This window comes from Hydrogenophaga sp. GW101-3F08, assembly GCF_059424585.1.
Genome location: NZ_JBWKZP010000007.1, coordinates 242,083 through 264,793, shown reverse-complemented (window position 1 = coordinate 264,793; position 22,711 = coordinate 242,083). Strand labels below are relative to the sequence as shown.

The 22,711-nt window shown below is 66.7% G+C and carries 23 protein-coding genes; 16 read left to right on the top strand and 7 right to left on the bottom strand.

Going from position 1 to position 22,711, the window contains the following annotated elements; all coding sequences use genetic code 11:
• Positions 1-45 precede the first annotated feature (45 nt).
• The 5 genes from AC07YZ_RS18460 to AC07YZ_RS18440 form a co-directional block, all read right to left on the bottom strand.
• Positions 46-507, bottom strand: coding sequence for a methyltransferase family protein (locus tag AC07YZ_RS18460; protein ID WP_494795797.1), 462 nt, complete (start codon positions 505-507; stop codon positions 46-48).
• A 46-nt stretch (positions 508-553) separates the two neighbouring features.
• Positions 554-1,360 (bottom strand): oxidoreductase, encoded by an 807-nt coding sequence (locus AC07YZ_RS18455; RefSeq protein ID WP_494795796.1) that lies wholly within the window; start codon positions 1,358-1,360, stop codon positions 554-556.
• 38 nt (positions 1,361-1,398) lie between these two features.
• Positions 1,399-2,280 (bottom strand): class I SAM-dependent methyltransferase, encoded by an 882-nt coding sequence (locus AC07YZ_RS18450; protein WP_494795795.1) that lies wholly within the window; start codon positions 2,278-2,280, stop codon positions 1,399-1,401.
• Positions 2,281-2,345: 65 nt separating this feature from the next.
• Positions 2,346-3,191, bottom strand: a complete 846-nt coding sequence (locus AC07YZ_RS18445) for an alpha/beta fold hydrolase (RefSeq protein ID WP_494795794.1) — start codon at positions 3,189-3,191, stop codon at positions 2,346-2,348.
• A gap of 10 nt (positions 3,192-3,201) precedes the next feature.
• Complete coding sequence (locus AC07YZ_RS18440) at positions 3,202-4,095, bottom strand: NAD(P)/FAD-dependent oxidoreductase (RefSeq protein WP_494795793.1); 894 nt, start codon at positions 4,093-4,095, stop codon at positions 3,202-3,204.
• Positions 4,096-4,267: 172 nt separating this feature from the next.
• Here AC07YZ_RS18440 and AC07YZ_RS18435 point away from each other — a divergent pair, with 172 nt between their 5' ends.
• The 14 genes from AC07YZ_RS18435 (at position 4,268) to AC07YZ_RS18370 (ending at position 18,986) form a co-directional block, all read left to right on the top strand.
• On the top strand, positions 4,268-4,846 hold the full coding sequence (locus AC07YZ_RS18435) for a TetR/AcrR family transcriptional regulator (RefSeq protein WP_494795792.1): 579 nt from the start codon (positions 4,268-4,270) through the stop codon (positions 4,844-4,846).
• A 218-nt stretch (positions 4,847-5,064) separates the two neighbouring features.
• Entirely contained in the window at positions 5,065-6,738 is a 1,674-nt protein-coding gene (locus tag AC07YZ_RS18430) for a multicopper oxidase family protein (protein WP_494795791.1), read from the top strand.
• Entirely contained in the window at positions 6,735-7,019 is a 285-nt protein-coding gene (locus AC07YZ_RS18425; protein ID WP_494795790.1) for a DUF2933 domain-containing protein, read from the top strand. The genes AC07YZ_RS18430 and AC07YZ_RS18425 overlap by 4 nt, the downstream gene beginning before the upstream one ends.
• Positions 7,016-7,684, top strand: a complete 669-nt coding sequence (locus AC07YZ_RS18420) for a methyltransferase family protein (RefSeq protein ID WP_494795789.1) — start codon at positions 7,016-7,018, stop codon at positions 7,682-7,684. Before AC07YZ_RS18425 ends, AC07YZ_RS18420 begins: the two co-directional genes overlap by 4 nt.
• Positions 7,685-7,770: 86 nt before the next feature.
• Positions 7,771-8,019 carry a DUF2933 domain-containing protein gene (locus AC07YZ_RS18415; RefSeq protein ID WP_494795788.1) on the top strand — a complete coding sequence of 83 codons (249 nt, stop codon included), beginning with the start codon at positions 7,771-7,773 and terminating at the stop codon, positions 8,017-8,019.
• A 4-nt stretch (positions 8,020-8,023) separates the two neighbouring features.
• Positions 8,024-10,363 (top strand): heavy metal translocating P-type ATPase, encoded by a 2,340-nt coding sequence (locus AC07YZ_RS18410; RefSeq protein WP_494795787.1) that lies wholly within the window; start codon positions 8,024-8,026, stop codon positions 10,361-10,363.
• A gap of 32 nt (positions 10,364-10,395) precedes the next feature.
• Entirely contained in the window at positions 10,396-11,217 is an 822-nt protein-coding gene (locus AC07YZ_RS18405; RefSeq protein ID WP_494795786.1) for an outer membrane lipoprotein-sorting protein, read from the top strand.
• Positions 11,218-11,339: 122 nt separating this feature from the next.
• Positions 11,340-11,996 carry an ABC transporter ATP-binding protein gene (locus AC07YZ_RS18400; RefSeq protein ID WP_494795839.1) on the top strand — a complete coding sequence of 219 codons (657 nt, stop codon included), beginning with the start codon at positions 11,340-11,342 and terminating at the stop codon, positions 11,994-11,996.
• Positions 11,993-14,491, top strand: coding sequence for an ABC transporter permease (locus AC07YZ_RS18395; protein ID WP_494795785.1), 2,499 nt, complete (start codon positions 11,993-11,995; stop codon positions 14,489-14,491). The genes AC07YZ_RS18400 and AC07YZ_RS18395 overlap by 4 nt, the downstream gene beginning before the upstream one ends.
• A 13-nt stretch (positions 14,492-14,504) precedes the next feature.
• The gene (locus tag AC07YZ_RS18390) at positions 14,505-15,629 is read left to right on the top strand and encodes a hypothetical protein (RefSeq protein ID WP_494795784.1); all 1,125 of its coding nucleotides are present in this window, start codon (positions 14,505-14,507) and stop codon (positions 15,627-15,629) included.
• A gap of 195 nt (positions 15,630-15,824) precedes the next feature.
• Entirely contained in the window at positions 15,825-16,268 is a 444-nt protein-coding gene (locus tag AC07YZ_RS18385) for a hypothetical protein (RefSeq protein ID WP_494795783.1), read from the top strand.
• A gap of 20 nt (positions 16,269-16,288) precedes the next feature.
• Positions 16,289-17,335, top strand: coding sequence for a YVTN family beta-propeller repeat protein (locus tag AC07YZ_RS18380; protein WP_494795782.1), 1,047 nt, complete (start codon positions 16,289-16,291; stop codon positions 17,333-17,335).
• A gap of 57 nt (positions 17,336-17,392) precedes the next feature.
• Positions 17,393-18,673 (top strand): MgtC/SapB family protein, encoded by a 1,281-nt coding sequence (locus tag AC07YZ_RS18375; protein ID WP_226494479.1) that lies wholly within the window; start codon positions 17,393-17,395, stop codon positions 18,671-18,673.
• Positions 18,674-18,740: 67 nt separating this feature from the next.
• Complete coding sequence (locus AC07YZ_RS18370) at positions 18,741-18,986, top strand: DUF2789 domain-containing protein (RefSeq protein WP_226494480.1); 246 nt, start codon at positions 18,741-18,743, stop codon at positions 18,984-18,986.
• A 67-nt stretch (positions 18,987-19,053) separates the two neighbouring features.
• On the opposite strand, the gene AC07YZ_RS18365 is transcribed toward AC07YZ_RS18370, so the two are convergent.
• A complete protein-coding gene (locus tag AC07YZ_RS18365; protein WP_494795781.1) occupies positions 19,054-19,662 on the bottom strand; it encodes a Crp/Fnr family transcriptional regulator in 609 nt (202 codons plus the stop codon).
• Positions 19,663-19,714: 52 nt separating this feature from the next.
• Here AC07YZ_RS18365 and AC07YZ_RS18360 point away from each other — a divergent pair, with 52 nt between their 5' ends.
• Positions 19,715-20,290: a hypothetical protein gene (locus AC07YZ_RS18360; RefSeq protein WP_494795780.1), complete on the top strand. Its 576-nt coding sequence runs from the start codon at positions 19,715-19,717 to the stop codon at positions 20,288-20,290.
• 15 nt (positions 20,291-20,305) lie between these two features.
• Here AC07YZ_RS18360 and ilvB read toward each other — a convergent pair whose 3' ends face one another.
• Positions 20,306-22,129: a biosynthetic-type acetolactate synthase large subunit gene (gene ilvB / locus AC07YZ_RS18355; protein ID WP_494795779.1), complete on the bottom strand. Its 1,824-nt coding sequence runs from the start codon at positions 22,127-22,129 to the stop codon at positions 20,306-20,308.
• 131 nt (positions 22,130-22,260) lie between these two features.
• Here ilvB and AC07YZ_RS18350 point away from each other — a divergent pair, with 131 nt between their 5' ends.
• Positions 22,261-22,695, top strand: coding sequence for an Lrp/AsnC family transcriptional regulator (locus tag AC07YZ_RS18350; RefSeq protein WP_068171858.1), 435 nt, complete (start codon positions 22,261-22,263; stop codon positions 22,693-22,695).
• Positions 22,696-22,711: the final 16 nt, after the last annotated feature.

The following is a 22,711-nucleotide window of genomic DNA, read 5'->3' as shown; positions in this document are numbered from 1 at the left end:
TTCAGCCGTTTCCGAGTCGGCTCAGGTCCAGACCTTCCTTAGGCCTCATACCCATCTGCGTACCCTCCCCTTGTAAGCCTCGTACTCTGCCCCGAATAGAGACACCAACACACGTTCTTCCGGAATGATCTGGAACCGAGTGATGTAAAGCACGAACAAGACAACCCATAGGACAGCGACCGGATTCGCCAGAAACACGGCCCACGCCAACAGGGTCAGCAAGAGCCCGACATACATGGGGTTGCGCGTGTACCGGTACACGCCTTGGACGACCAACGAGGATGCCAAGCTTGCCTTGACCGGGTTCACGGTGGTCTTGGCGCGCCGAAACGCAACCATTCCGGCAATGGCGATGCCTTGGCCGACGCTCACCAGAACGATGGCGCAGAGCACGCGGGCCAGGTAGGGAATCTGCACAAGGCCCGCGACGGCGGGCGTCAGCCACATCAGGAGCGCCAGGACAAGCGTCACGATGGGGGGAGGAACCTTCAGTTCAAGCACGCTCATATCACTCCATGAGGTCTAGCACCCGGCCGTGAACACAGCTGTGATTTCAGCCCAGTCCGAACGTCTTGCGCAGGCCCTTTTCGACCGGGCCAGCGGGCATGAAGCGGCGCAACTTGGCCAGAAGGGACGCTTCCCCCTTGGGCGTGTGGCGCATCTTCCACGGACCAAGTGCCGCGCTGACCATCGTCGCCACAACGCCTTCAGGCGTGGGCGCCTTTTGCACGTTGTTCTGGAAGGCTTTGGCGACGATGGCAAGCTCTTTGCTGTAGTCCGGGATTCTGGCAGCGGTCTGGGGCGCGTTGAGATCAAGGTTGGTTTTGGTGAAGGAGGGCTCGACCAGCGACACGCGGATGCCGAATTGGCGGACTTCATGATCCAGTGACTCGGACAGCCCTTCAACAGCGTATTTGGAGGCCGCATACAAGGCCATGTACGGCGAACATAGAAAGCCAACCACCGAGCTGACATTGACGATGCGACCGGAACGCTGCTGACGCATGTGCGGCAGCACGGCCTTGATCACGCGCAAGAGGCCGAAAAGGTTGGTTTCGAACAGCGTCTGGGCTTCGGCAATCGAGGTTTCTTCAGTCGCGCCCAGCAGGGTCACACCCGCATTGTTGACCAGCACATCGATGCGCTTGGCCTGCGCGATGATGGCCTGAATGCCTCGATCAACGGAAACATCGTCGCGGATATCCATCTCAATGAGCGTGACGCCAGGTATGGCTTGGGCCTTTGCCGTGTTGCGCACGGTGCCGAAGACCCGGCAGCCTTGTTCGGCAAACTTTGTGGCGGCGGCGCACCCGATGCCTGACGACACGCCGGTGACGAGGACAACTTTGGAATTCGACATGGCAGTTCCTTTGTGTAGAGGATGTGGAGTGACGAGGATCAGTTGTGTAAGGAGGCAGGTCTGATCGGATTGCGTGCCATGACGATCCACGCTGCGCCGTCGATCATCACCGAACGCTCGCCGGGGAGGCCCGCGAAGACGGCACGAACCGCGGCCGAGGCGCGGGCGCGGATGTCGTCGGGCTGATCAGCGAGCGCGCGCGACAGTGGGCCGACCTCGAGCGCCATCTTCACCGCGTCGTCGATCGCAGCGTCCCGCGTCCCGCCCTCGCCGAACGGGACGGAAGCATCGAAGGGCGCGATAGCGATATCGGTGAAGCCGGCTGCCGTCAGGATGCGCGCCACTCGTCTCCGGTCGCCGAACGAAAATGGGCCGGGCGCTTCGGGATCGGGCAGCGCGGTCAACGGGACGATGTTCTTGAGCGCGCCAATCGGCAGGCGCACCCAATCGTTCTCGGCCACGCCGCGCCAGCAGACGAAAGCGACCCGCCCGCCCGGCCGCAGCGCGCGTCGCAAGTGAGCGAACGCCCCTGTCGGATCGTCGAAGAACATCACCCCGAAACGCGAAAACAGGATGTCGAACGCGCCCTCGGGCAGCTCGGCGCTGCTGGCGTCGGCCACCCGGAACAGGGCCGGCGTATCCTGTGGCGCAAGCGCGCGCGCTCGGTCGATCAGCGCTTCGGATATGTCCACTCCCAGCACTTGGCCCCCCGGGCCAACGCGGGCGGCCAGAGCCAGACTCGACGCGCCCGCGCCGCAGCCGACGTCCAGCACGCGCTCGCCCGTCGCGGGCGCGACGGCTTCGATCGCGGCCTGGCCGAACACCGCCACCATGGCGTCGAGCCGGGCCTGGTTGGCGACCCAGCGCTCTCCGCTTTGGCCATTCCAGTCGGCGACCTGATAGGCATTTTGCTCGGGCATGCTATCTCCTTGTTCTGATTCGTTCTTAACTAGCTACCCTTTTATCGAGGCAGGGGGAAATGACGCTACTCGGCCCATGCCGCGATCCGTTTCGCGATCGCCTCGGGGGCCTCGATGTGCAGGAAGTGACCGACCCCGGGGATGACTTCCAGCGCGTGCGGAGCGGCGAACCGATGTCGGTCGTCGACCTGCTGGGGGAGGATGCAGCCGTCGTCGGCACCGTGGAGCTGCAGCAGGGGCACCGCGATCGGCCGAGACAGGCGGCGCGTCGCTCCAAGCATGCCGGGGCGCAGCATCGCCCGGTAGTACTTCAGAGGCGCGGGCATGCTCGCCCGCAGGTGCTCGTGCAGCTCTGCCTGGAGAGCAGGAGCTAGCGAGAGGCCGGGCGACCACTGACGCCAGAGGTGGTCGATGAGGGCGAGATCGCGGGCGGTGGCCATCCAGCCGCTTCCCGGCAGTTGAAAGAGTCCCATGTACCAGCTCCGGCTTAGCTGCGCGGGGCGCGCAAGCTGGCGCATGAACGTGAGTGGATGGGGGATAGCGAGCGTGACCGCGCGTTCGATCCGCTCCGGCGCGGTGACGCAGGTATCGTAGGTGACCAGGGCGCCCCAGTCATGGCCAATCAACTCCACGGGCCGACCCGGAGACCAGCGGTCGATCAGGGCGATCACGTCGCTGGTGAGGGCAGCGAAGTCGAACGGCCCCGCAGTCGGGGACGGCGCGTAACCGCGAAGCCAGGGTGCGACGACGTGACGTCCACGGCGGCCGAGTTCGGCAAGGAAGGGCTTCGCGGTCGGGGGATGGTCCGGGAAACCGTGCAAGACGATGGTCGGTTGCCCATCGGGGTCACCCCCCTGCAACGCGTGAAAGGTGCCGTGCGGCAGGTCGAAGGTGACGTGTTCGAACTCCATGTGTGTCTTCTCAAGCCAACATCGATTGCTGGGCGAAGATGCCCGCCATCGCGCCCTGCGACGATGCCTGGGTGACCGAGGGCAAGAAGGTCGTGGTGAGGTCGCCGGCGGCGTAGATGCCGGGCATGCTGGTCTGGCGGCGCTCGTCGACCTTGAGGACGATGCCGCTGGGCGTATCGGCCGTGGCGAGGCCCAGAGATTCGTGCAGGCTTGCGGACGGCTTGTTGCGCGGCTGGGCGAACAGGATGTCGACCGCGATATGGCGGCGGGTATCGAGATTGACGGTGGTGATACGGCCCTTGTGATGGGCGATCTCAACGATCCGGCCATCGACGACAGGGATGTTGCGGCGCGCCAGATCGGCCTGGATCTCGGGCGCAATGTCGTGACCATCGGCGAAGACGGTCAGCTTGTCGGTCCAATCGAGGAACAGCCTGACCTGATTGTGAGATTGCGGGCCGGACCAGACGACGCCCCAATGCTGGCCGGCGACTTCAAAGCCGTCGCAGTAGGGGCAGGGCACGATGGACGTGCCCCAGCTTTCGGAAAAGCCTGGAACGTTGGGCATCTGGTCGGCGACGCCATAGCTCAGGATCAGGCGGCGCGCCCCAAGGCTTTCGCCATCGCCAGTGAGGACGGAGAAGTGGTCGATGGCGCCAGAAACGCTGTCGGCCCGGGCATTGACCAGCTTGACCGTGGGATAACGCTCCAGCTGCTGCCGCGCCTCGGCCAGGATGTGCAGGGGTGGCTTGTGATCGTGGCCGAGCAGGCCGTGCGAGTGGCCAGCGAAGCGATTGCGCGGCAGGCCGGTATCGAGAACAGTGACCTTGCGGCGGGCACGGCCGAGCTGCAGGGCGGCGGCGAGGCCGGCAAAGCTGCCGCCGATGATGATGACGTCATTCATGGTGATGGGCTCCGTGTGGTGGATGGAGGGGGTCGGTCCAGTTACTGGACTTTTAAGTACATTAATGTGCACGAGCTATAGTGAACTGTCAAGTCCACTAAATATGCCCATGACCCACCCCCCAGCTCCCGCTCCCAAGCCCCAACGCGGCCGGCCACGCGATCCTGAGCGCGTGCGGCGCATCCTGGAAGCGGCGCAAAGGCACTTCAACGAGCATGGCCTGGAGCGTGCCAGCGTGGATGCCATAGCCGCGGACGCCGGCGTGTCCAAGATGACCGTGTACAGCAATTTCGGCTCCAAGGAGGGGCTGTTCCAGGCGTTCGTGCGCGACAGGACGGTGGCGGTGGTGGCTGACGGCCCGGGCGCCGAGGCGCTGGACCCAGGCCAGCCGGAGAAGGCGCTGCTGGCGATCGGGGCCCGGTTTCTTGCACTGACGCGCGGGGACGACGCCCTGGGCGCGTTGCGCTCTGTCTACGGCGTCGCGGGGGCGCAGCCGGAAGTCTGCCGTGCGTTCTACAAGGAAGGCCCGGAGCGTGCGAACGGCGAGCTGGCTGCATACCTGCGCCGTGCTCACGCGGCGGGCACGCTGAAGGTGCGGAACCCGCTTCAGGCAGCGGACCTGTTCCTGTCGATGTTCCTGGGCTCCGGGCACTTCCGCGGACTGCTGAAGCTCGAGATGCCGGATTCCCGGGAAAACAGGGCTCTTCTGCGCGAGGCCGTACGGGTCTTTATGGCGGCCTACGGCGCGTAGGCTCCACAATGCGGCCTGAGGCCGCGAGCACGCGGCGGGCCCGGGAAGCCCGGCGCTGAATCTGACTTTTTTGTCATCCCGGCGTCATCTCGCCAACCCGATCCCCTTTCTACAGTGTCCCCATGGCTTGGCGGTTCCGGCAGCCCACCAAGGGTCCGATGCCCGCCAGACCGGCTCCAGGCGCTTTTGCCTGGGTTCTGTCATGAAAGGAAATCGGTATGTTCCAGTGGATGCCCACGGTCACGCGACGCCACTTCCTCGGCAGCCTGGGCGCGCTGGGCGCGGCCGGGTCCGTGCCGGGGGTTCTGGCCGCCACCCCCGGTGTCTCCGATACCACGGCCGCAGCCATCACCGGCATTGAAAAAGAAGCGGCGGGCTTCGCCAACCCGCTGCGGCTGCCCGGCGGCAGCGGCCTCTATGGCGTGCTGCCCGCGTCCGAATTCCGGGAGGTGCATGTAGTGCGCAGCGCCATCGAGGTGCTGCCCGGCCGGCGCACCCCCATCCTGGCCTATGCGGTGGAGTCGGGCGGCAAGACCTTCCTGAACCCCGCTCTGTTGGCCCGCCGGGGCGACGAGATGCGTGTGCGGCTGATCAACGACATCGATCAGCCCACCGTCATCCACTGGCACGGCCTGAGCGTGGATTCGCGCAACGACGGCAACGGTCTCAACGTGGTGCCCCCCGGGGGCCGCATGGACTACGCCTTTGCCCTGCGCGACCGCGCGTCCATGTACTGGTACCACCCGCATGCGCACGGTTACATCCCGCAGCAGGCCTACCACGGGCTGGCCAGCCTGCTGTTCGTCGAAGACGACGAAGAAGCCGCGCTGCGCAAGGAGCTGGACCTGGTCCTGGGCGACAGCGAAATCCCCCTGGTGCTGCAGGACCGCGAGTTCGACGCACAGGGCCGGCTGCGCTATGCGCCGACCGCGGCCCAGTCCTTCGGGGGCTGGGTGGGCGACCGTCTGCTGGTCAATCTGACCGAGCGACCGTTCATCCAGGCCGGGCGCCGCATCGTGCGCTTTCGCATCCTCAACGGCTGCAACGCGCGCAGCTACCGGCTCGCGTTCGTGCAGGGCGGGCACCGCCTGGGCTTCTTCCTGGCGGGCACCGACGGTGGCCTGCTGGCCCAGCCGCTGCGCATCGACCAGACCTTCATTTCCCCCGGCCAGCGGCTGGACGTGCTGGTGGACCTGCGCGAAGCCGATCCCGGCCGGCCGGTGACGCTGGCCTCGCTCGCCTTCGACCCCATGCATGCCGAGGGCGGCCACGACATGGGCCAAGCAGCAGGCCCTGCCATGGCTGGCATGGACCACAGCCAGCACGGCGCGGCGCCCACGGCGGAGCCGTCCACCCCGATGGCGATGGAGGGCGACGCGCGTGCGCTGATGCGCATCGACCTGAAACCTTCGGCCCCATACGAGCGCCGCATGCCCACGGTGCTGTCCAGCCTGCCCGCTGCGATCACGTCCCCGAACCCGCCGCGCCGCCTGCGGCTCGGCCACAACGGCCAGGGCAACTGGACGATCAACGGCGGGCTCTTCGACCCGAAGGTGGCGGCGCTGAGCGTACAGCGCGGTGCCCGCGAGACCTGGCTGATCGAAAACGCCGAACGCAGCATGCCCCACCCCATGCACATCCATGGCTTTTCATTTCGCGTGATCGAGCGCCTGGGCAGCCCCGCGCTGGTGCGCGAACTGGCCGGCGCCCGGGGCCTGCTGCCGCACGACCAGGGCGTGGTGGACACCGTGCACGTGTGGCCCGGCGAATCGGTGCGCATCGCCATCGACTTCACCCACCCGCACGCAGGTGACCAGGACTACGTTTTTCACTGCCACTCGCTGGAACACGCCGAAGCGGGGATGATGCTGCGGTATACGGTAAAGATATGAAACACGCTGCATCGCCCCAGACGCACGGACCCAGAAGCCTGTGGCGAACGCGTTTTGGCGTCGGTTGGCTGGTGCTGGGCGCGGTGGCGGCGTTCTTTCTGCTGACCGAGCACCGGGCCCACCTCTTCGGCGTCCTGCCGTATCTGCTGGTCCTGGCCTGTCCGTTGATGCATCTGTTCATGCACCGCGGCCATGGCACCCATGGTCATCACGGAAGTCCTGAGCAACCGCGGACCGGGGCCGATGAGATAGACCAGACGAACCCGGGAGATCGATCATGAATCCCAGCGAAACGGCCTATGGCCTGTGGTCCCTGGTGGTCCTCAACTCGGCCGTTTTCATCCTGTTCGCCTTCAGCTTCTTCAAGCCGGCCACCGCGCGCGACTGGCGCAGCTTTGGCGCCTTTGCCGCTTTCATCGTGGCCCTGTTTGTCGAGATGTACGGCTTCCCGCTGACCATCTACCTGATGTCGGGATGGCTGGCAACCCGGTTCCCGGGTCTTGACCTGTTGACCCATGACAGCGGCCACCTGTGGTCCACCTTGCTGGGCGAAACAGGCGATCCCCATTTCGGTGTACTGCATATCGCCAGCTATGTCTTTCTAGGATATGGCTTCTACTTGCTGTCGAGCGCGTGGCATGTGCTGTACCACGCACAGCGCCAGCACTCGCTGGCGACCACCGGGCCATACGCCCGCGTCCGGCATCCGCAGTACCTGGCCTTCGTGCTGATCCTGCTGGGTTTCCTGCTGCAGTGGCCCACGTTGCTGACCCTGCTCATGTTCCCTGTCTTGCTTGTGATGTACAGGCACCTCGCCATCACCGAAGAGCAGGAAATGCACAAGCAGTTCGGGGAGACGTACGATGCATACGCCCAGTCCATACCTCGGTTCATCCCTCGCTTGGGCAAGGCACGGTCGACGGCCGACGCTGAGCCAAAGAAGTGACCTGGGTTCTTGCAGGCAGCAAGCGTTTCGTTCGTTCAGGGGTTGGATCCAGGAGAAATGGTCTTTTGCTTCTGAAAGGGGGTTCCATGAATCAGCCTGACAACGGCGCCCAGACGCCATCGTTCTGGCGCCGCCCGGCCGGCATGGCGCTGGCAACGGTGGCCTTGATCGCCGGCTTTTTCCTGCTGCGTGAGCACTGGGGCCATGTCCTGGGTTACTGGCCCTACCTGCTGTTGCTCGCCTGTCCGCTGATGCACCTGATGCACGGCCATGGCCATGGAGGCCATGGCGGGCACCGGCGGCCGCCGGAGCGCACCGACAACAACAGGGAATAGGCTCATGAACATGAACGAACACCACCACCACGGCAGCGGTGCACCGTCCCCTTCGGCCGCTCCAACGGATCTGAAGGACCCCGTGTGCGGCATGACCGTCACGGCGCAGTCCGCTCACACGCTGACGCACGAAGGTCGGCCCTATTACTTCTGCAGCGCCAAGTGCCAGGGCAAGTTCGCGGCGAACCCGCGGCAATACCTCGCGCCCGAGCCCCCGGTAGAGACGCCTCCAGCGGCGGCCGGCACGGTCTACACCTGCCCCATGCATCCGGAGATTCGCCAGGACCATCCCGGCAGCTGTCCCAAGTGCGGCATGACGCTGGAGCCCCTGCTGCCCGAACTCGACGACGATGACAACCCCGAGTTGCGCGATTTCCAGCACCGCTTCTGGTGGACCTTGCCGCTCACCGTGGTCGTCACCGTGCTGGCCATGTTCGGCCACCAGTTGCAGTGGTTCGAGTCCACAACCCAGACCTGGATCGAGCTTCTGCTGTCGATCCCCATCGTGCTGTGGGCCGGCTGGCCGTTCTTCTCGCGCGGCTGGCAGTCCGTGGTGAACCGCAGCCCCAACATGTGGACCTTGATCGGTCTGGGCACGGGGGCGGCCTTCGTCTACAGCGTGGTCGCCACGGTCGCGCCCCAGGTGTTCCCGGACTCTTTCATCTCCATGGGCCGCGTCGCCGTGTACTTCGAGGCCGCCGCCGTCATCATCTCGCTCACGCTGTTGGGGCAGGTGCTCGAACTCAAGGCCCGCTCGCAGACCTCGGCGGCCATCAAGTCGTTGCTGGGCCTGGCGCCCAAGACCGCCCGGCGCATCCGGTCGGACGGCACCGAAGAGGACGTGCCGCTGACCCATGTGCATGTGGGCGACCTGCTGCGCGTGCGCCCCGGCGAAAAAGTCCCGGTGGACGGCGAGGTCACGGAAGGCGGCAGTTCGGTCGACGAATCCATGCTCACGGGCGAGCCGATGCCGGTGGCCAAACGCGTGGGCGACAAGGTGATCGGCGCCACGCTCAACACCAGCGGCGCGCTGGTGATGCGTTCGGAGCGCGTCGGCGCGTCCACCGTGCTGTCGCAGATCGTGCAGATGGTGGCGCAGGCACAGCGCTCCCGCGCGCCCATGCAGCGCATGGCCGACGTGGTCGCGGGCTACTTCGTCGTCACGGTGGTGGGCATTGCGCTTCTGACCTTCTTTGGCTGGGGCCTGTTCGGCCCCGAACCGCGCTGGGTGTTCGGCCTGATCAACGCGGTGGCGGTGCTGATCATTGCTTGCCCCTGCGCGCTGGGCCTGGCCACACCCATGTCCATCATGGTCGCCACCGGCCGCGGCGCCACGCAGGGTGTGCTGTTCCGGGACGCGGCAGCCATCGAGAACATGCGCAAGATCGACACCCTCATCATCGACAAGACTGGGACGCTCACCGAAGGCCGTCCGACCTTCGAGCGCGCCGTTCCCGCGCCCGGTTTTGACGCCGACGAAGTGCTGCGCCTGGCCGCCAGCCTGGACCAGGGCAGCGAACACCCGCTGGCCGAGACCATCGTGCGCGCCGCGCGGGAGCGCGGCATGGCGCTGGACAAGCCCGAGAACTTCGAATCCGGCTCGGGCATCGGCGTGCGGGGGCAGGTGGCCGGGCGCCAGCTGGCGCTGGGCAACACCACGCTGATGGAACAGGCCGGTGTCTCGGTGGCCGCCCTGGTGCCGCAGGCCGAGGCCCTGCGCGCAGAAGGTGCCAGCGTGATGCACCTGGCGGTCGATGGCCAGCTGGTGGGCCTGCTGGCGGTGTCCGATCCGGTCAAGGCCAGCACGCCGGAAGCGTTGGCCACGCTCAAGGCCTCCGGGCTGCGCATCGTGATGGCCACCGGTGACGGCCTGACCACGGCCCGGGCGGTGGCGGCCCGCCTGGGCATCGACGAGGTGCATGGCGAGGTCAAGCCGGCCGACAAGCTGCTGCTGGTGGAACGGTTGCAGAAGGAAGGGCGCGTGGTGGCCATGGCCGGCGACGGCATCAACGACGCGCCAGCGCTGGCCAAGGCCGACGTCGGCGTGGCCATGGGCACCGGGACCGATGTGGCGATGAACAGCGCGCAGGTCACGCTGGTCAAGGGCGATCTGCGCGGGATCGCGATTGCGCGGGCGCTGTCGGAAGCGACCGTGGGCAACATGAAGCAGAACCTGGTGTTTGCCTTCTTCTACAACGCGCTGGGCATCCCGGTTGCGGCCGGCGTGCTGTATCCGCTCACCGGCTGGCTGCTGTCGCCATTGATCGCCGCGCTGGCCATGAGCCTGAGCTCGGTGTCGGTGATCGGCAATGCGCTGCGTCTGCGGGGAACGGCGCTCAAATAGCCTCTGGATGCTGCGCACGAAAGGTCGTCACCATGCCGATTGATTGCGCCGCGTCACCCAACACCGGCAAGGCGGTGCAAGCCGGCAAACGCCGCGCCTGCGGGGTCCTGCTGCAGGCGACCCTCGCCGCCCTGGCCTGGGACGCCATGCCGGCTGCGCACGCGCAGGAGCCGGATGGGCGCGACATCATCGAGCGGGTCGAGCACCTGCTGTGGGGCAGCACCGTGCAGGGCCAGTACCAGATGACCATCACCACGCCACGCTGGCAGCGCACGCTCGCGTTGCGGGTCTGGATCGAGCGGCCCCGGCGCTCCTTTGTGCGCATCTTGTCGCCGGCCAAGGAGGCCGGCATCGGTTCGTTGCGCATCGGCACCGACATGTGGAACTACCTGCCCAACGTGGAACGGGTGGTCAAGATTCCACCGTCGATGATGTTGCAGCCCTGGATGGGCTCGGACTTCACCAACGACGATCTGGTCAAGGAGAGCAGCGTTCTGGAGGACTACACCCACAAGGTACTCGGCACCTCGACCGTGGACGGCCAGGACGCTTACCAGGTCGAAGCCACGCCCAAGCCCGAAGCGGCCGTGGTCTGGGGTCGGGTGCTGTACTCGGTGCGCAAGGGCGACTTCATGCCCTTGAAGCAGGCGTACTTCAGCGAGCGCGGGGAATTGGTGCGGGTACTGAGCTTTTCCGAAGTGCGCCAGCTGGGCGGGCGCACCCTGCCTACGCGCTGGGAGATGCGACCGCTGGCCAAACCCGGCAACATCACCACCGTGCTGCTGAAGGAAGCGGTTTTCGACCGCCCCGTGGACGAGGCGGTTTTCACCCAAAGCCATTTGCAGAATCCATGAGCGCGCGCCTGAGCCCGACCTTCCCTCCGCCGCTCAGCGTGGCGGCGGATCGTGCCGGGGCTCCTTCAGCCGAGCTGGTGGTGCGACTGGAACGGGTCACGCGTGTGTACCAGCAAGACGGTATGGCGGTGCGTGCGCTCGATGGTGTCGATCTGGCGATTTCTCGTGGCGACTTTGCCGTGCTGGTGGGCCCTTCGGGCTCGGGCAAGACCACCTTGCTGAACGTGATGGGCGGACTGGATTCGCCCACGACGGGGCGCATCTGGATCGCAGGCGTCGAAACCGGCCGCATGAGCAAGGCCGAACTGTCGCAGATGCGCCTGCGCCAGATTGGCTTCGTGTTTCAGGAGTTCAACCTGATTCCGGTGTTGTCGGCGCTGGAGAACGTCGAGTTCGTGATGTTGCTGCAGGGCGTTCCCGAGGCGCAGCGCCGTGCCCGCGCCATGGACATGCTGCAGGAACTGGGCCTGCGGGGTCTGGAGCATCGGCGCCCGGCCGAGCTCTCGGGTGGGCAGCAGCAGCGCGTCGCGGTGGCGCGGGCGATTGCCGCCGAACCCGTGATCGTGCTGCCCGATGAGCCCACCGCCAACCTGGACTCCAAAGCCGGCGCCGCGCTGATGGACCTGATGCTGCGCTTGAATGAAGAGAAGGGCGTGACCTTTGTCTTCTCCACCCACGACCCGATGGTGGTGGAGCGTGCACGGCGGGTGATCCGGATGCGCGACGGGCGGGTTGAGTCGGATGAGCGCAAGCCCACGGCGCAGGCAGGCCGGCCATGATGCTCGGCAAACTCGCCTGGTGCAACGTGCTGCGCAACCGGCGGCGTTCGGCGATCACGGTGTTGTCGATCGCCACCGGGCTGGCGGCGCTCACCTTCATCTGGGCCTTCATCGATGGCATGAACCAGCAGATGATTCAAAACAGCACGCGCTTCCTGACGGGCGACATGCAGGTGCACCAGCGCGGCTACCACGCCGACCCCACGCTCGACCTGACCATGGAGCAAGTCGCGCCTGTTCTGGCGGCGGTGCGCGCCGACCCCAACGTGGAAGCCGCTGCCATTCGCCTGGAGGGAAAAGCCCTGGCCAGCCGCGGGGACAAGTCGCGCGGCATCGTGTTGGTGGGGGTGCAGCCGCGCGAGGAGGCGCTTGTGAGCGTGTTGTTCAGCGCGGTTGTCAGTGGTCGGGCCTTGCAGGACGACCAGCGCGGCGTCTTGATCGGCGAGCAGTTCGCGCAGGCCCTGGGCCTGGCGGTGGGCGACGATTTGCTGCTGATCGGGCAGGCCTATGACGGCTCGGTGGCCAGCGGACGCTTTCCGGTGCGCGGCGTGTTTCGCACCCGCATCGACGAGCTGGATGACCGGGTGGCGGTGATGCCCCTGGAGGCGGTGCGCGAGTTCTTCGCCGCGCCGACCGGTGCCAGCGCCATCGCGCTGCGGCTGCGCGAGCGAGGGCGGATCGACGCAACCCAGGCGCGTCTGTCCCAGCGTCTGGGTGTGGGCTACGAGGCACTGGCCTGGCCGCAACTGCTGCCCCTGGTGGCGGTCAGCGCGCGCTTCCACGAGGTCATGGCCTGGGTGGTACTGGTGGTGTTTTTCGGCATCGTGGCGGCGGCGGTGGCCAACCCGATTCTGATGGCGGTGCTGGAACGCACGCGTGAGTTCGGCATCATGTTGGCGCTGGGCACCAGCCGCGCCCGCTTGCTCGGGCTGGTGTTGCTCGAAGCCCTGTTGCTGGGCGCGCTCGGTCTGCTGGTGGGCAACCTGCTGGGTTTGTCCGTCACGGCGCTGTTTGCCCGCGTGGGTATCAACCTGGGTGCCTTTGGCGCGGCCCTGCGCACCATGCCGGGGCTGGAGGATGTGATCTTCCCGGTGATCCGCTGGGAACGCAGCGCCATGGTCTCGCTGCTGGTGTTCGCCACGGCGTGTATCGCCGCGCTGTATCCGGCGGCAAAGGCGGCGCGGCTGGAGCCAGTGGCCGCCATCCGGGGGCTCACGGGGTCACGCTCTGCGAGGGCACCGCGTGGCGGCGCACCGGGGCGGGGCTGGCCGGTGTTTCTGTTGATCGCCGCGCGCAACATCCTGCGCAACCGCCGGCGCACCGCCATCACCGCCGGCGGCACGGCGTTTGGCATCGTCGCCTTCGTTTTTCTGTTCAGCTACTTCGACGGGTTTGGCGAGGAGTTGATCGAGAACTCCACCCGCTATGTCACCGGCCACGTGCAGATGGAGCCCCGTGGTTTTCGGCAGGACTACGCGCCCGAGTTGGCGTTTGACGGCGCGCAGGCGCTGCTGCAACAGCTGCGCGCGGCGCCCGAGGTGGCGGCGGCGGCACCGAGGGTGCAGGCGCAGGCACTGGCCAGCAGCGCGGCCAAGTCCGAAGGCATCCTGTTGGTGGGCATCGTGCCCGAGGTCGAGCGCGAGGTCACCTTCATCCACCGCACACTGGTCGAAGGCAAGCCGCTCAGCAGTGGCGCGGACCGCGACATCCTGATCGGCCGCAAGCTGGCCGAGCGCCTGGGTGTTCGCCTGGGGGAAAAGGTGGTGGTGATGGCGCAAGCCGCCAATGGCGAACTCGGCACCAGCGCTTTGCGTGTTGCCGGAATCTTCGCCACCGAGAGCGGTTCCTTCGACAGCGCGATGGCTTTTGTCACGCTGCCGGCGGCGCAGTCGCTGCTGGCCCTGGACTCCAGGGTGTCCACCATCAATCTGCGATTGCGTGACCGCGCCACGCTGGACGCCAGTCTGCCGGCTTTGCGCCAACGGCTCGCCAACCCCTCGCTGACCTTGGAGCCCTGGCAAACGCTGTTGCCACAGGTGCAGGAGATGGTGCGCATGAACCGCGTCATCGGCAACATCGTGCTGGCGATTGCCTTCCTGGTGATCGCGATCGCCATCATGAACACGGTTTTCATGGCGGTGGCCGAGCGCACGCGTGAGTTTGGCGTGATGATGGCGCTGGGCGCACCGCCCGCCGCGATTCAACGCATGGTGGTGTACGAGACCCTGGCGCTGATGCTGCTCGCTTCCTTCATCGGTTACGGCGTGGGCGTGTTGCTGGTGGCCTACTTTGGGCGCCAGGGCATTGACCTGTCGGGCTTCTTTCGCGGCTACTCGGCCATCCCGGGGCTCACCGGCATCGTCCACCCCAAGCTGGTGCTCAGCCACATCGGTCCGCCGGGCCTGGTGTTGTTTGTGGCCAGCGTCCTGGTGTCGCTGTACCCCGCCGCCCGTGCGGCCCGGCTGGACCCGGTGCGGGCGATCCGCCATGTGTAGCGGAGCGTGCCGGGTGATCGGGCTGCTGAGCCTTTTGGCGGGGGTGGCGGCGCCGGTGGCGGCCCAGGACGCGCCGGTCGTGCGCGTCTCGGGCCACTACAAGAATGCGCTGCTGCGTTCAAAGACCTGGGCCGCCGAGCCCTATACCCTGGATGTCAACCGCTTGCGGCTGGAACTCAAGGGCCAGCTCAATACCGCGCTGGGTTTCGATCTGCAATACGACAACGAAGTCCTGCTGGGCAGCTACCTGCGCACCGCGCAGTTCAGCCAGCAGAAGGAGGGGCCGGTGCCGCAATACTGGCAGGCCCAGGCCAGCTACGTGGACCGGGCTTCGCTCCATGGTGTGCACCGCTTGTACCGGGCCCAGCTGCGCGGCGAGTGGAGCGACACCACCTTGCGTATCGGCAGACAACGCATCGCCTGGGGCACCGGTCGTTTCTGGAGCCCGATCGATTTGCTCAACCCGATCAGTCCGCTGGCGCTGGAGCGTGAGGAGCGTCCGGGTGTGGACGCCGTGTTGGTGGAGCAGCGCTTTGGCCCGGTCGCGCGTTGGTCGGGCGTCTATGCGCCCAGCCGGCAAAGCGGCCAGGACAGCCGCGCCCTGCAATGGCACAACAACACCCATGGCATCGATTATTCGGTGACGGCCGGCCGGTTTCGAGGTGACGAGGTGATCGGGCTGGACCTCGCGAGCCAGGTTGGCACGACCGGCGTGCGCGCCGAGTTCAGCCACACGCGCCCACCCCATGGTCCAGCCTTTCGTCGCACCCTGCTCGGTATCGACCACGCTTTTGCCAACACCCTGACACTCAGCGCCGAGCTGTACCACGACAGCAGCGGCGCCACCAGCCCGATGGCCTACGACTTCAGCGCCTTGGCAACAGGCCGCCGCCAGACGCTGGCACGGCGCTATGTGGGCCTGCGCGCCAGCTATGCCCTGACCCCCTGGCTCAAGCTCCACGCCGATCTCGTGCAGAACCTGGCCGATCGCAGCCATTACCTGGCCCCTTCCGTCACCTACTCGCTGCAAGACGACCTGGACCTGACGTTGGGATGGCAATACTTCGGCGGCGCCCCAGGCAGCGAACTGGCACGCCCGCCGGATGTGGTCCACGCCAGTGTGCAGTGGTTCTTTTGAGGCAGGACATCGACCCGCCATGAACCTGACTTTTTTGTCATTCCGGCGTCATCTCGCCAACCCGATCCCCTTTCTACAGTGCCCTCATGGCTTGGCGGTTTCGACAAGCCACCGGGGGTCGGATACCCACGGCAGGTGTTTCATTTTTTTGGAGGTTGATGCATGCGAAACGATCTTTTATTCAGGGAGCGCACCATGGCTTTTGAAAACGACGGCGCGACGGGCCGGCGCCGTTGGTGGATGGCTTCCATGGCCCTGGCCGGCCTGCTGATGGTCGCGGCGCCCTGGGTCGGTTGGGCCCAGACAAGCCCCGCCGCCGAGCAGTCGTCCAGCGAACGGGGCGTGACGGTCAAGGTGACCGCAAAGTCGATCGGGGTGCCAGGCAGCCCGTGGGAGTTCGCGGTCGTGCTGGACACGCACAGCGCCGACCTGAACGACGACCTCGTTCAAAGCGCCACCTTGACGACCGACGACGGACGCACGTTCAAGCCCACGGGCTGGCTGGGCGCGCCACCGGGCGGCCACCACCGCGAAGGCGTGCTGGCCTTCGACGTACCGGCGCCGCGTCCGGCTGCGATCGAACTCCGGATCGACCGGCCGGGCGAAGCCGCTCCCCGCAGCTTTCGCTGGCAACTCTGATGTTTCAACAAGGACGGTCCGTGATGACAAGCAAGAACAACTGGCTTTTGACGGCGGTGCAGATGGGCCTGCTGGCCTGGTCGGGTGCCACCTGGGCCGCCGACCAGGTCTATGTGGCCAATGAAGGCGCCGACACGGTGAGCGTGCTCGATGCCGCCTCGTTCAAGACGCTGGCGAGCGTGCGCGTTGGCAAGATGCCGCACAACGTGCAGGTATCGCCCGACGGCCAGTTCGCCTGGGTGACCAACAACGGCGAGCCCGGCCCGATGAGCGACGCCTCCGCGCACAAGGGCATGGCCCCAGGCGCCCACGAGGCGATGGCGCAACCCGGGGCGGTCTGGGTCATCGACACCGGCACCCACGCCGTCGTCGCCCGGGTGCCGGTGGGCATGCACCCGGCCCATGTGGTGGTGTCGCCCGATGGCCGTCTGGCCTACGTCACCAACGGTGGCGACAACACGGTCAGCGTGGTCGACACGTCGACGCGAAGCCCCGTGGCGAGCATTCCGGTCGGCCAGTTTCCCCATGGCCTTCGGATCAGCCCGGACGGCAAAGAGGTCTACGTCGCCAACCTCAAGGGAGGCACGGTGTCGGTCGTCGACACCACCAGCCAGAAGGAGGTGGCGCAGGTGCCGGTTGGCCAGGGCCCGGCCCAGACCGGCTTCACGCCAGACGGCCGCCTGGCCTTTGTCTCGCTGTCGCAGGAAAACGCCGTCGCCGTGATCGACCCGGCCACGCGCCAGGTGATTCGCAAGGTCGCCGTCGGAGCGGTCCCCATCCAGCTGTACGCCACGCCGGACTCGCGCACGCTGCTGGTGGCCAACCAAGGCGCGCGCCAGAAACCCGGCAACACCGTCAGCCTGATCGATCTGGAGAGCTTCAAGGTCACCAACACCGTCGTGACCGGCGCCGGCGCCCATGGCGTGGTCGTTGACCGGGAAGGCCGGTACGCCTATGTGACCAACACCTACGCCAACACCGTCTCCGTGATTGATGTGAAAGACCGCAGGGTCGTGAAGACGGTTCCCGTGGGCAAGGCGCCCAACGGCATCAGCATCGCGCCTTGATGGCTGTGTGCGTAAGATGCGGCAGGGGGCCGCGCGGGCGGCCATGGGAAAGGTCCGATGAACGGCTACGAACTGCTACCTGGCGCCCAGGGTCTTGTCGCCGCACTGGCCGTCGGCCTGGTGATCGGTCTGGAACGTGGCTGGCACAACCGCGAGCTGCCGGAAGGGGGGCGTGTTGCGGGCCTGCGCACCTTCGCGCTGACCGGTCTGCTCGGTGGTGTGCTCGGGCATCTGCAGCCCGATTTCGGTGCCTGGCCTTTGCTCGGTGCGCTGCTCGGGCTCTCCCTGCTGCTGACGGTGTCCTACACCCGCCGCGCCAAACTGTCGGGCGATCTCAGCGCCACCACCCCCGTGGCAATGCTGTTGACGCTGGCGCTGGGCGCCTTTGCGGCCCACGGCAACATCACCCTGGCCTTGTCGGCCGCCGTGATTGGCGCCGTGCTGCTGGACCTCAAGCCGACCTTGCACGGCTGGCTGCGCGTGATCGATCACCGCGAATTGACGGCTTCGCTGCAGCTGCTGGTGTTGTCCATGGTGATCCTGCCCTACCTGCCCAACACCGGTCTGGGGCCCTACGCCGCGCTCAATCCCTACCAGCTGTGGTGGGCGGTCATCCTGATCGCGGGCCTGTCGCTGACGGGCCACTTCGCGATGCGCATCACCGGCGCACAAAGAGGCGTCCTGTGGACCGGAATTCTGGGTGGGCTGGCCTCTTCCACGGCCGCCACACTGGCTTTGGCCCGGTACGCACGCCAGCAGCCGCGCCTGGCGGATGCGGCAGCGGCTGGCTCGCTGGCCGCGTGTGGCGTCATGTTCTTTCGCATGCTCGTCCTGCTGGCCGCGGTGCAGCCGTCGCTGCTGTCCACCCTGGGCAACAGCCTGGTGGTCTCGGGCGTGGTGTTGCTGGGGGTGGCGCTCTGGCGGTGGCGCAAGCAGGCCAACACCCCGGTGGGGGAAGGTGCCGTCGACACGATGGCGCCGTTTGACCTCGGCACCGCGCTCGGCTTTGGCGCGCTGCTCGCCGTCATGAGCGTCCTGGTGCCCGCGGCGAAACAGTGGCTGGACACCAGCGGCCTCTACGTGCTGTCGGCGGTGTCTGGCCTGGTGGACGTGGACGCGATCCTGATCTCGCTCGCCCGGCTGCACGGAACGGGTGGCCTGTCCACGGTCGCCAGTGTCACGGCGCTCGGTCTCGCGACCTTGGCGAACATGGTGACCAAAATCGGCATCGCCTGGACGACGGGTGGCCCGCAGGTCGGCAAGCCCGTGCTCCTGGGCTACCTGGCCGCGATGGCGTGCGGAGCGATCGTGTTGGCGCTGAGCGTGGCGCTTGTGTGAGGCTTGCGTGAAGCTTCACCGGCCACGTCTTCGGATGTTGTGTGTTTGAACCACAAGGACCCCCACCATGGAAAAGTCATTCCACCGTTTCTCTGAACTCTTTTCCCAGCTGGGCCTGCCCATGGACGAGGCCGGTATTCGGGCCTTCCTGAAAACGCACTCGCCCCTGCCAGACGATGTGCTGCTGGCCGATGCGCCCTTCTGGACACCGGCTCAGGCGGCTCTGTTGCGCGAAGAGCTGCTGGAGGACGCGGACTGGGCCGAGGTGGTGGATCAGCTGAACACCGCTCTGCGCGCGCCCGTCCGCGGTTGAGACACCGACCGGGGCCGTGAGCGCCCGCGGGTCGCGGGGTTCTGCCTCCGTTCACCGGCTGGCAGGCTTACCGTGGTGGCTTCCACAACAAATGGCCGTCCACCCGCTGCAACTTGCCCTCGCGCTCCAGCGCCGCAACGGCGCGGTAGAGCGCTTCATGGGTCACCGCCAAGTCCCCTGCGAGGCTCTTCAACCCGGAGGCCATGGGCAAGCTGCCTTGGACGCCTTCGGTGCGAATCAGATGCACCAGCCGTTCACCCACCCCTTTCAGGGACAGCCGCTCGCACTGAAGGCGTGCTTGCCGGAGTTCAGCGCTCAGCATGGTGATCCACTTCTGCGAGAAGCGGGCGTCTGAGGCCAGCGCCATCCGGAGGTCTGCCAACGGAAGGCGAACCAGTTGGGACGGTGTCGCCGCGATCGCATCGCAGTGGTAGGCGACCGCCTGGAGGCTGGCTTCGGCGACAAAGCCATGCCGCACCCGCTGCAGCACCAATGCGGAACCTTGTTCGTCCACGCGCTGCAGCAGCACTTCGCCCATGACGACGAAGTGCATGAACCTGGGTTTTTGCCGTTGTCTGAACAGAGGGGTGCCCCGGTCCACCTTCACAGGTTCCGCGGCCTCCATCAGCGCTGGGGTGAGGAGTGTTTCCAGTTCCAGGGGAAATTCGATCTGCATATGATCAAAATCATACGATGCGTGCCGCTTGAACAGGGATCATCGGTGCCCCATGCAACGACCCAACGGAGTTCTGCAGATGCACCCATCGATTCTTTTCAACGCGCTGCTGGCGGGACCGCTCCTGGCCGCAGCGCCATCGGCGGCGCTCGCCCAGCACGCCGCCCATCAGCCGGCGGCACCGGAATGGGCCTCGCCCTATGCAGGCATGCAGGGCCGAGACATCAAGGCGCTCTCGCCCCAGCAGATCGCCGATCTCCGTGAGGGCAAGGGCATGGCCCTTGCCTTGGCGGGCGAGCTCAACGGCTTTCCAGGCCCATCGCACGTGCTGGAAATGGCGGACGCCCTGGGCCTGAGCGCCGAACAGCGCGCGACGACCCAGCAACTGCTGGAGCAGATGAAGACACAGGCGCGGACGTTGGGCGCCGAGGTCATCGCAGCCGAAGGCAGACTGGACGCCCTTTTCAAGGAGCGCAGGGTCACGCGGGACAACCTGATGACCGCGACCTTGCAAGTGGCCAACGCACAGGGGCGGCTTCGTGCCGCCCACCTCGGATACCACTTGACGATGGCGGAGCTGCTGACCGCTGGGCAAATCGAGATCTACAACCAGCTCAGAGGCTATTGATCCCCCAGCCAAGCGTCATCCGGCGGTGGCCCGCTCCGACGCGTACCAGCGCTGGTCGCCCAGCATCATTTCCTGGTGCCCGCGTCCCGCCGGAATCATGGGGTAGCAGTTCTCCTGCGCCACCACGCGCACGTCGAGGAAGAACGGGCCGTCGTGGGCCAGGCATTCGGCCAGCGCATCCGCGAGTTCGTCGGGCGCGTCCACGCGGCGCGCGCCCCAGCCAAAGGCCCGGGCCAGCGCCACGAAGTCCGGCAGCGCGGCGTTCCAGCTGTGGCTGATGCGGTTGCCATGCACCAGCTCCTGCCACTGGCGGACCATGCCCATGTAGCCGTTGTTGCACAGCATCACCTTCACCGGCGTGCCGTGTTGCACGGCGGTCGACAGCTCCTGGATGTTCATCAGGATGGAGGCGTCGCCGCTCACGCAGACCACGGTTCTGTCGGGGTGCGCGATCTGCGCGCCGATGGCCGCGGGCAGGCCGTAGCCCATGGTGCCCGCGCCGCCCGAGGTCAGCCAGCGCCGGGGCGCTTCAAAGCGCAGGTGCTGCGCCGCCCACATCTGGTGTTGGCCCACGTCGGTGGCCACGATGGCGTCGCGGGGCGCCAGTTGCCGCTGCAGTTCGTGCATCAGCTGTTGCGGCAGGATGGCGTCGCCGCGCGGCGTGAAGCCCAGGCTGTCGAAGCCGCGCCAGCCGGCGATGCGCTGCCACCAGGCGTCCAGCCGTTGCGCCGGTGGCGGCTCGGCGGGCAGGCTGGCGAGCAGGGCCTGCAGCACGGCGCCGCAGTCGCCATGCAGGGCCACATCGACCGGCACCACCTTGTTGATGTTCTTCGCGTCGATGTCGATGTGGATCTTGCGGGCGCGCGGCGCGAAGTCCGCGAGCTTGCTGGTCACGCGGTCGTCGAAGCGCGCGCCCACGCAGAGGATCAGGTCGGCGTGGTGCATGGCCTGGTTGGCTTCGAGCGTGCCGTGCATGCCCAGCATGCCGAGGAAGCGCGGGTCCGACGCGGGGAAGGCGCCCAGGCCCATGAGGGTCAGTGTGGTCGGCAGGTGCAGCCGGCGCGCCAGGCGGGTGAAGGTCTCGCAGGCCTCGGGCCCCGCGCTGATCAGGCCACCGCCCCCGTACAGCACCGGCTGGCGCGCGGCGCCGATCAACTCAACCGCTCGCTGCAGGGCCGCCGCGGCCGGCAGCGGGGGCAACACCGTGAGCACGTCGCCACCGTCGTCATGGGCTGGCGCCGTGGCGCACTGGAGCTGGACGTCCTTGGGCACGTCCAACAGCACCGGCCCCGGCTTGCCCGAGGCGGCGATGCACAAGGCCTTGCGCACGGCGGCGGCCACCTCGCTGGCGTCGCGCAGCTGGTGGTTCCACTTGGTCACGGGGCGCGACATGCCGATCGCGTCGCATTCCTGGAAAGCCTGCGTGCCGATCACGCCGGTGGCCACCTGGCCGCTGATGCACAACACCGGGATCGCGTCGCTGTGCGCATCCAGCAAACCGGTGAGGGTGTTGCTGACCCCAGGCCCCGAGGTGACGAGCACCACCCCCACACGGCCGGTGCAACGCGCGTAGCCCTCGGCCGCGTGCACGGCGGCCTGTTCGTGGCGCACCAGCACATGGCGCAGGGCCGGCCGCTGGTACAGCGCGTCGTAGAGCGGCAGCGCGGCGCCGCCGGGGTAACCAAAGACCGTGTCGATGCCACAGGCCAGCAGGGTGTCGAGCAGCAGCTCGGCCCCGTTGCGGGCGGCCAGCGGCCCGGTGGCGGCGATCGGATCTTGCGAAGGCGAAGCCTCTGAAAGCGGCGTTTCCGAAAAGTGTTCGGCGGTGGTGGTGTTCATTGGCATATTTTTCTGCAAACATGCCAGAATGTTTTCGATTTATTGGAGACGTTCTGGTGACAAAGCCGAAAATCCATCTTCCAAAACAGCCCATCGACGAAGATTCGCCGGCCAGCTTCGATCGCCACGACATGGCCATCCTGCGCGAGCTGCTGGCCGATTCGCGCAAGACCCTGCAAGAGATCGGTGCGGCGGTGCACCTCTCGCCCACCACCTGCTGGAGCCGGATCAAGCGCCTGGAGGCGGAGGGCGTGATCAAGCGCTACACGGCGGACCTGAACCGCGCCAAGCTGGGCTGGCAGGACACGGTCATCGTGCAGCTCACGCTGGACAGCCACACCGACGAGGCGCTCTACGAGTTCGGCAAAACGCTGGCCACCATTCCCGAGGTGATGGAGGCCTACCTGATCTCGGGCGACTACGACTACTACATCCGCATCGCGGTGAAGAACACCCGCGACTACGAGCGGCTGCTGCGCGAGAAGCTCTACAAGATTCCCGGCATCCGCCACAGCAAATCGAGCTTCGTGTTGCGCGTGCTCAAGGACGAGCGCATGCCGCTGTGAAAGCGGCATGGGTCTT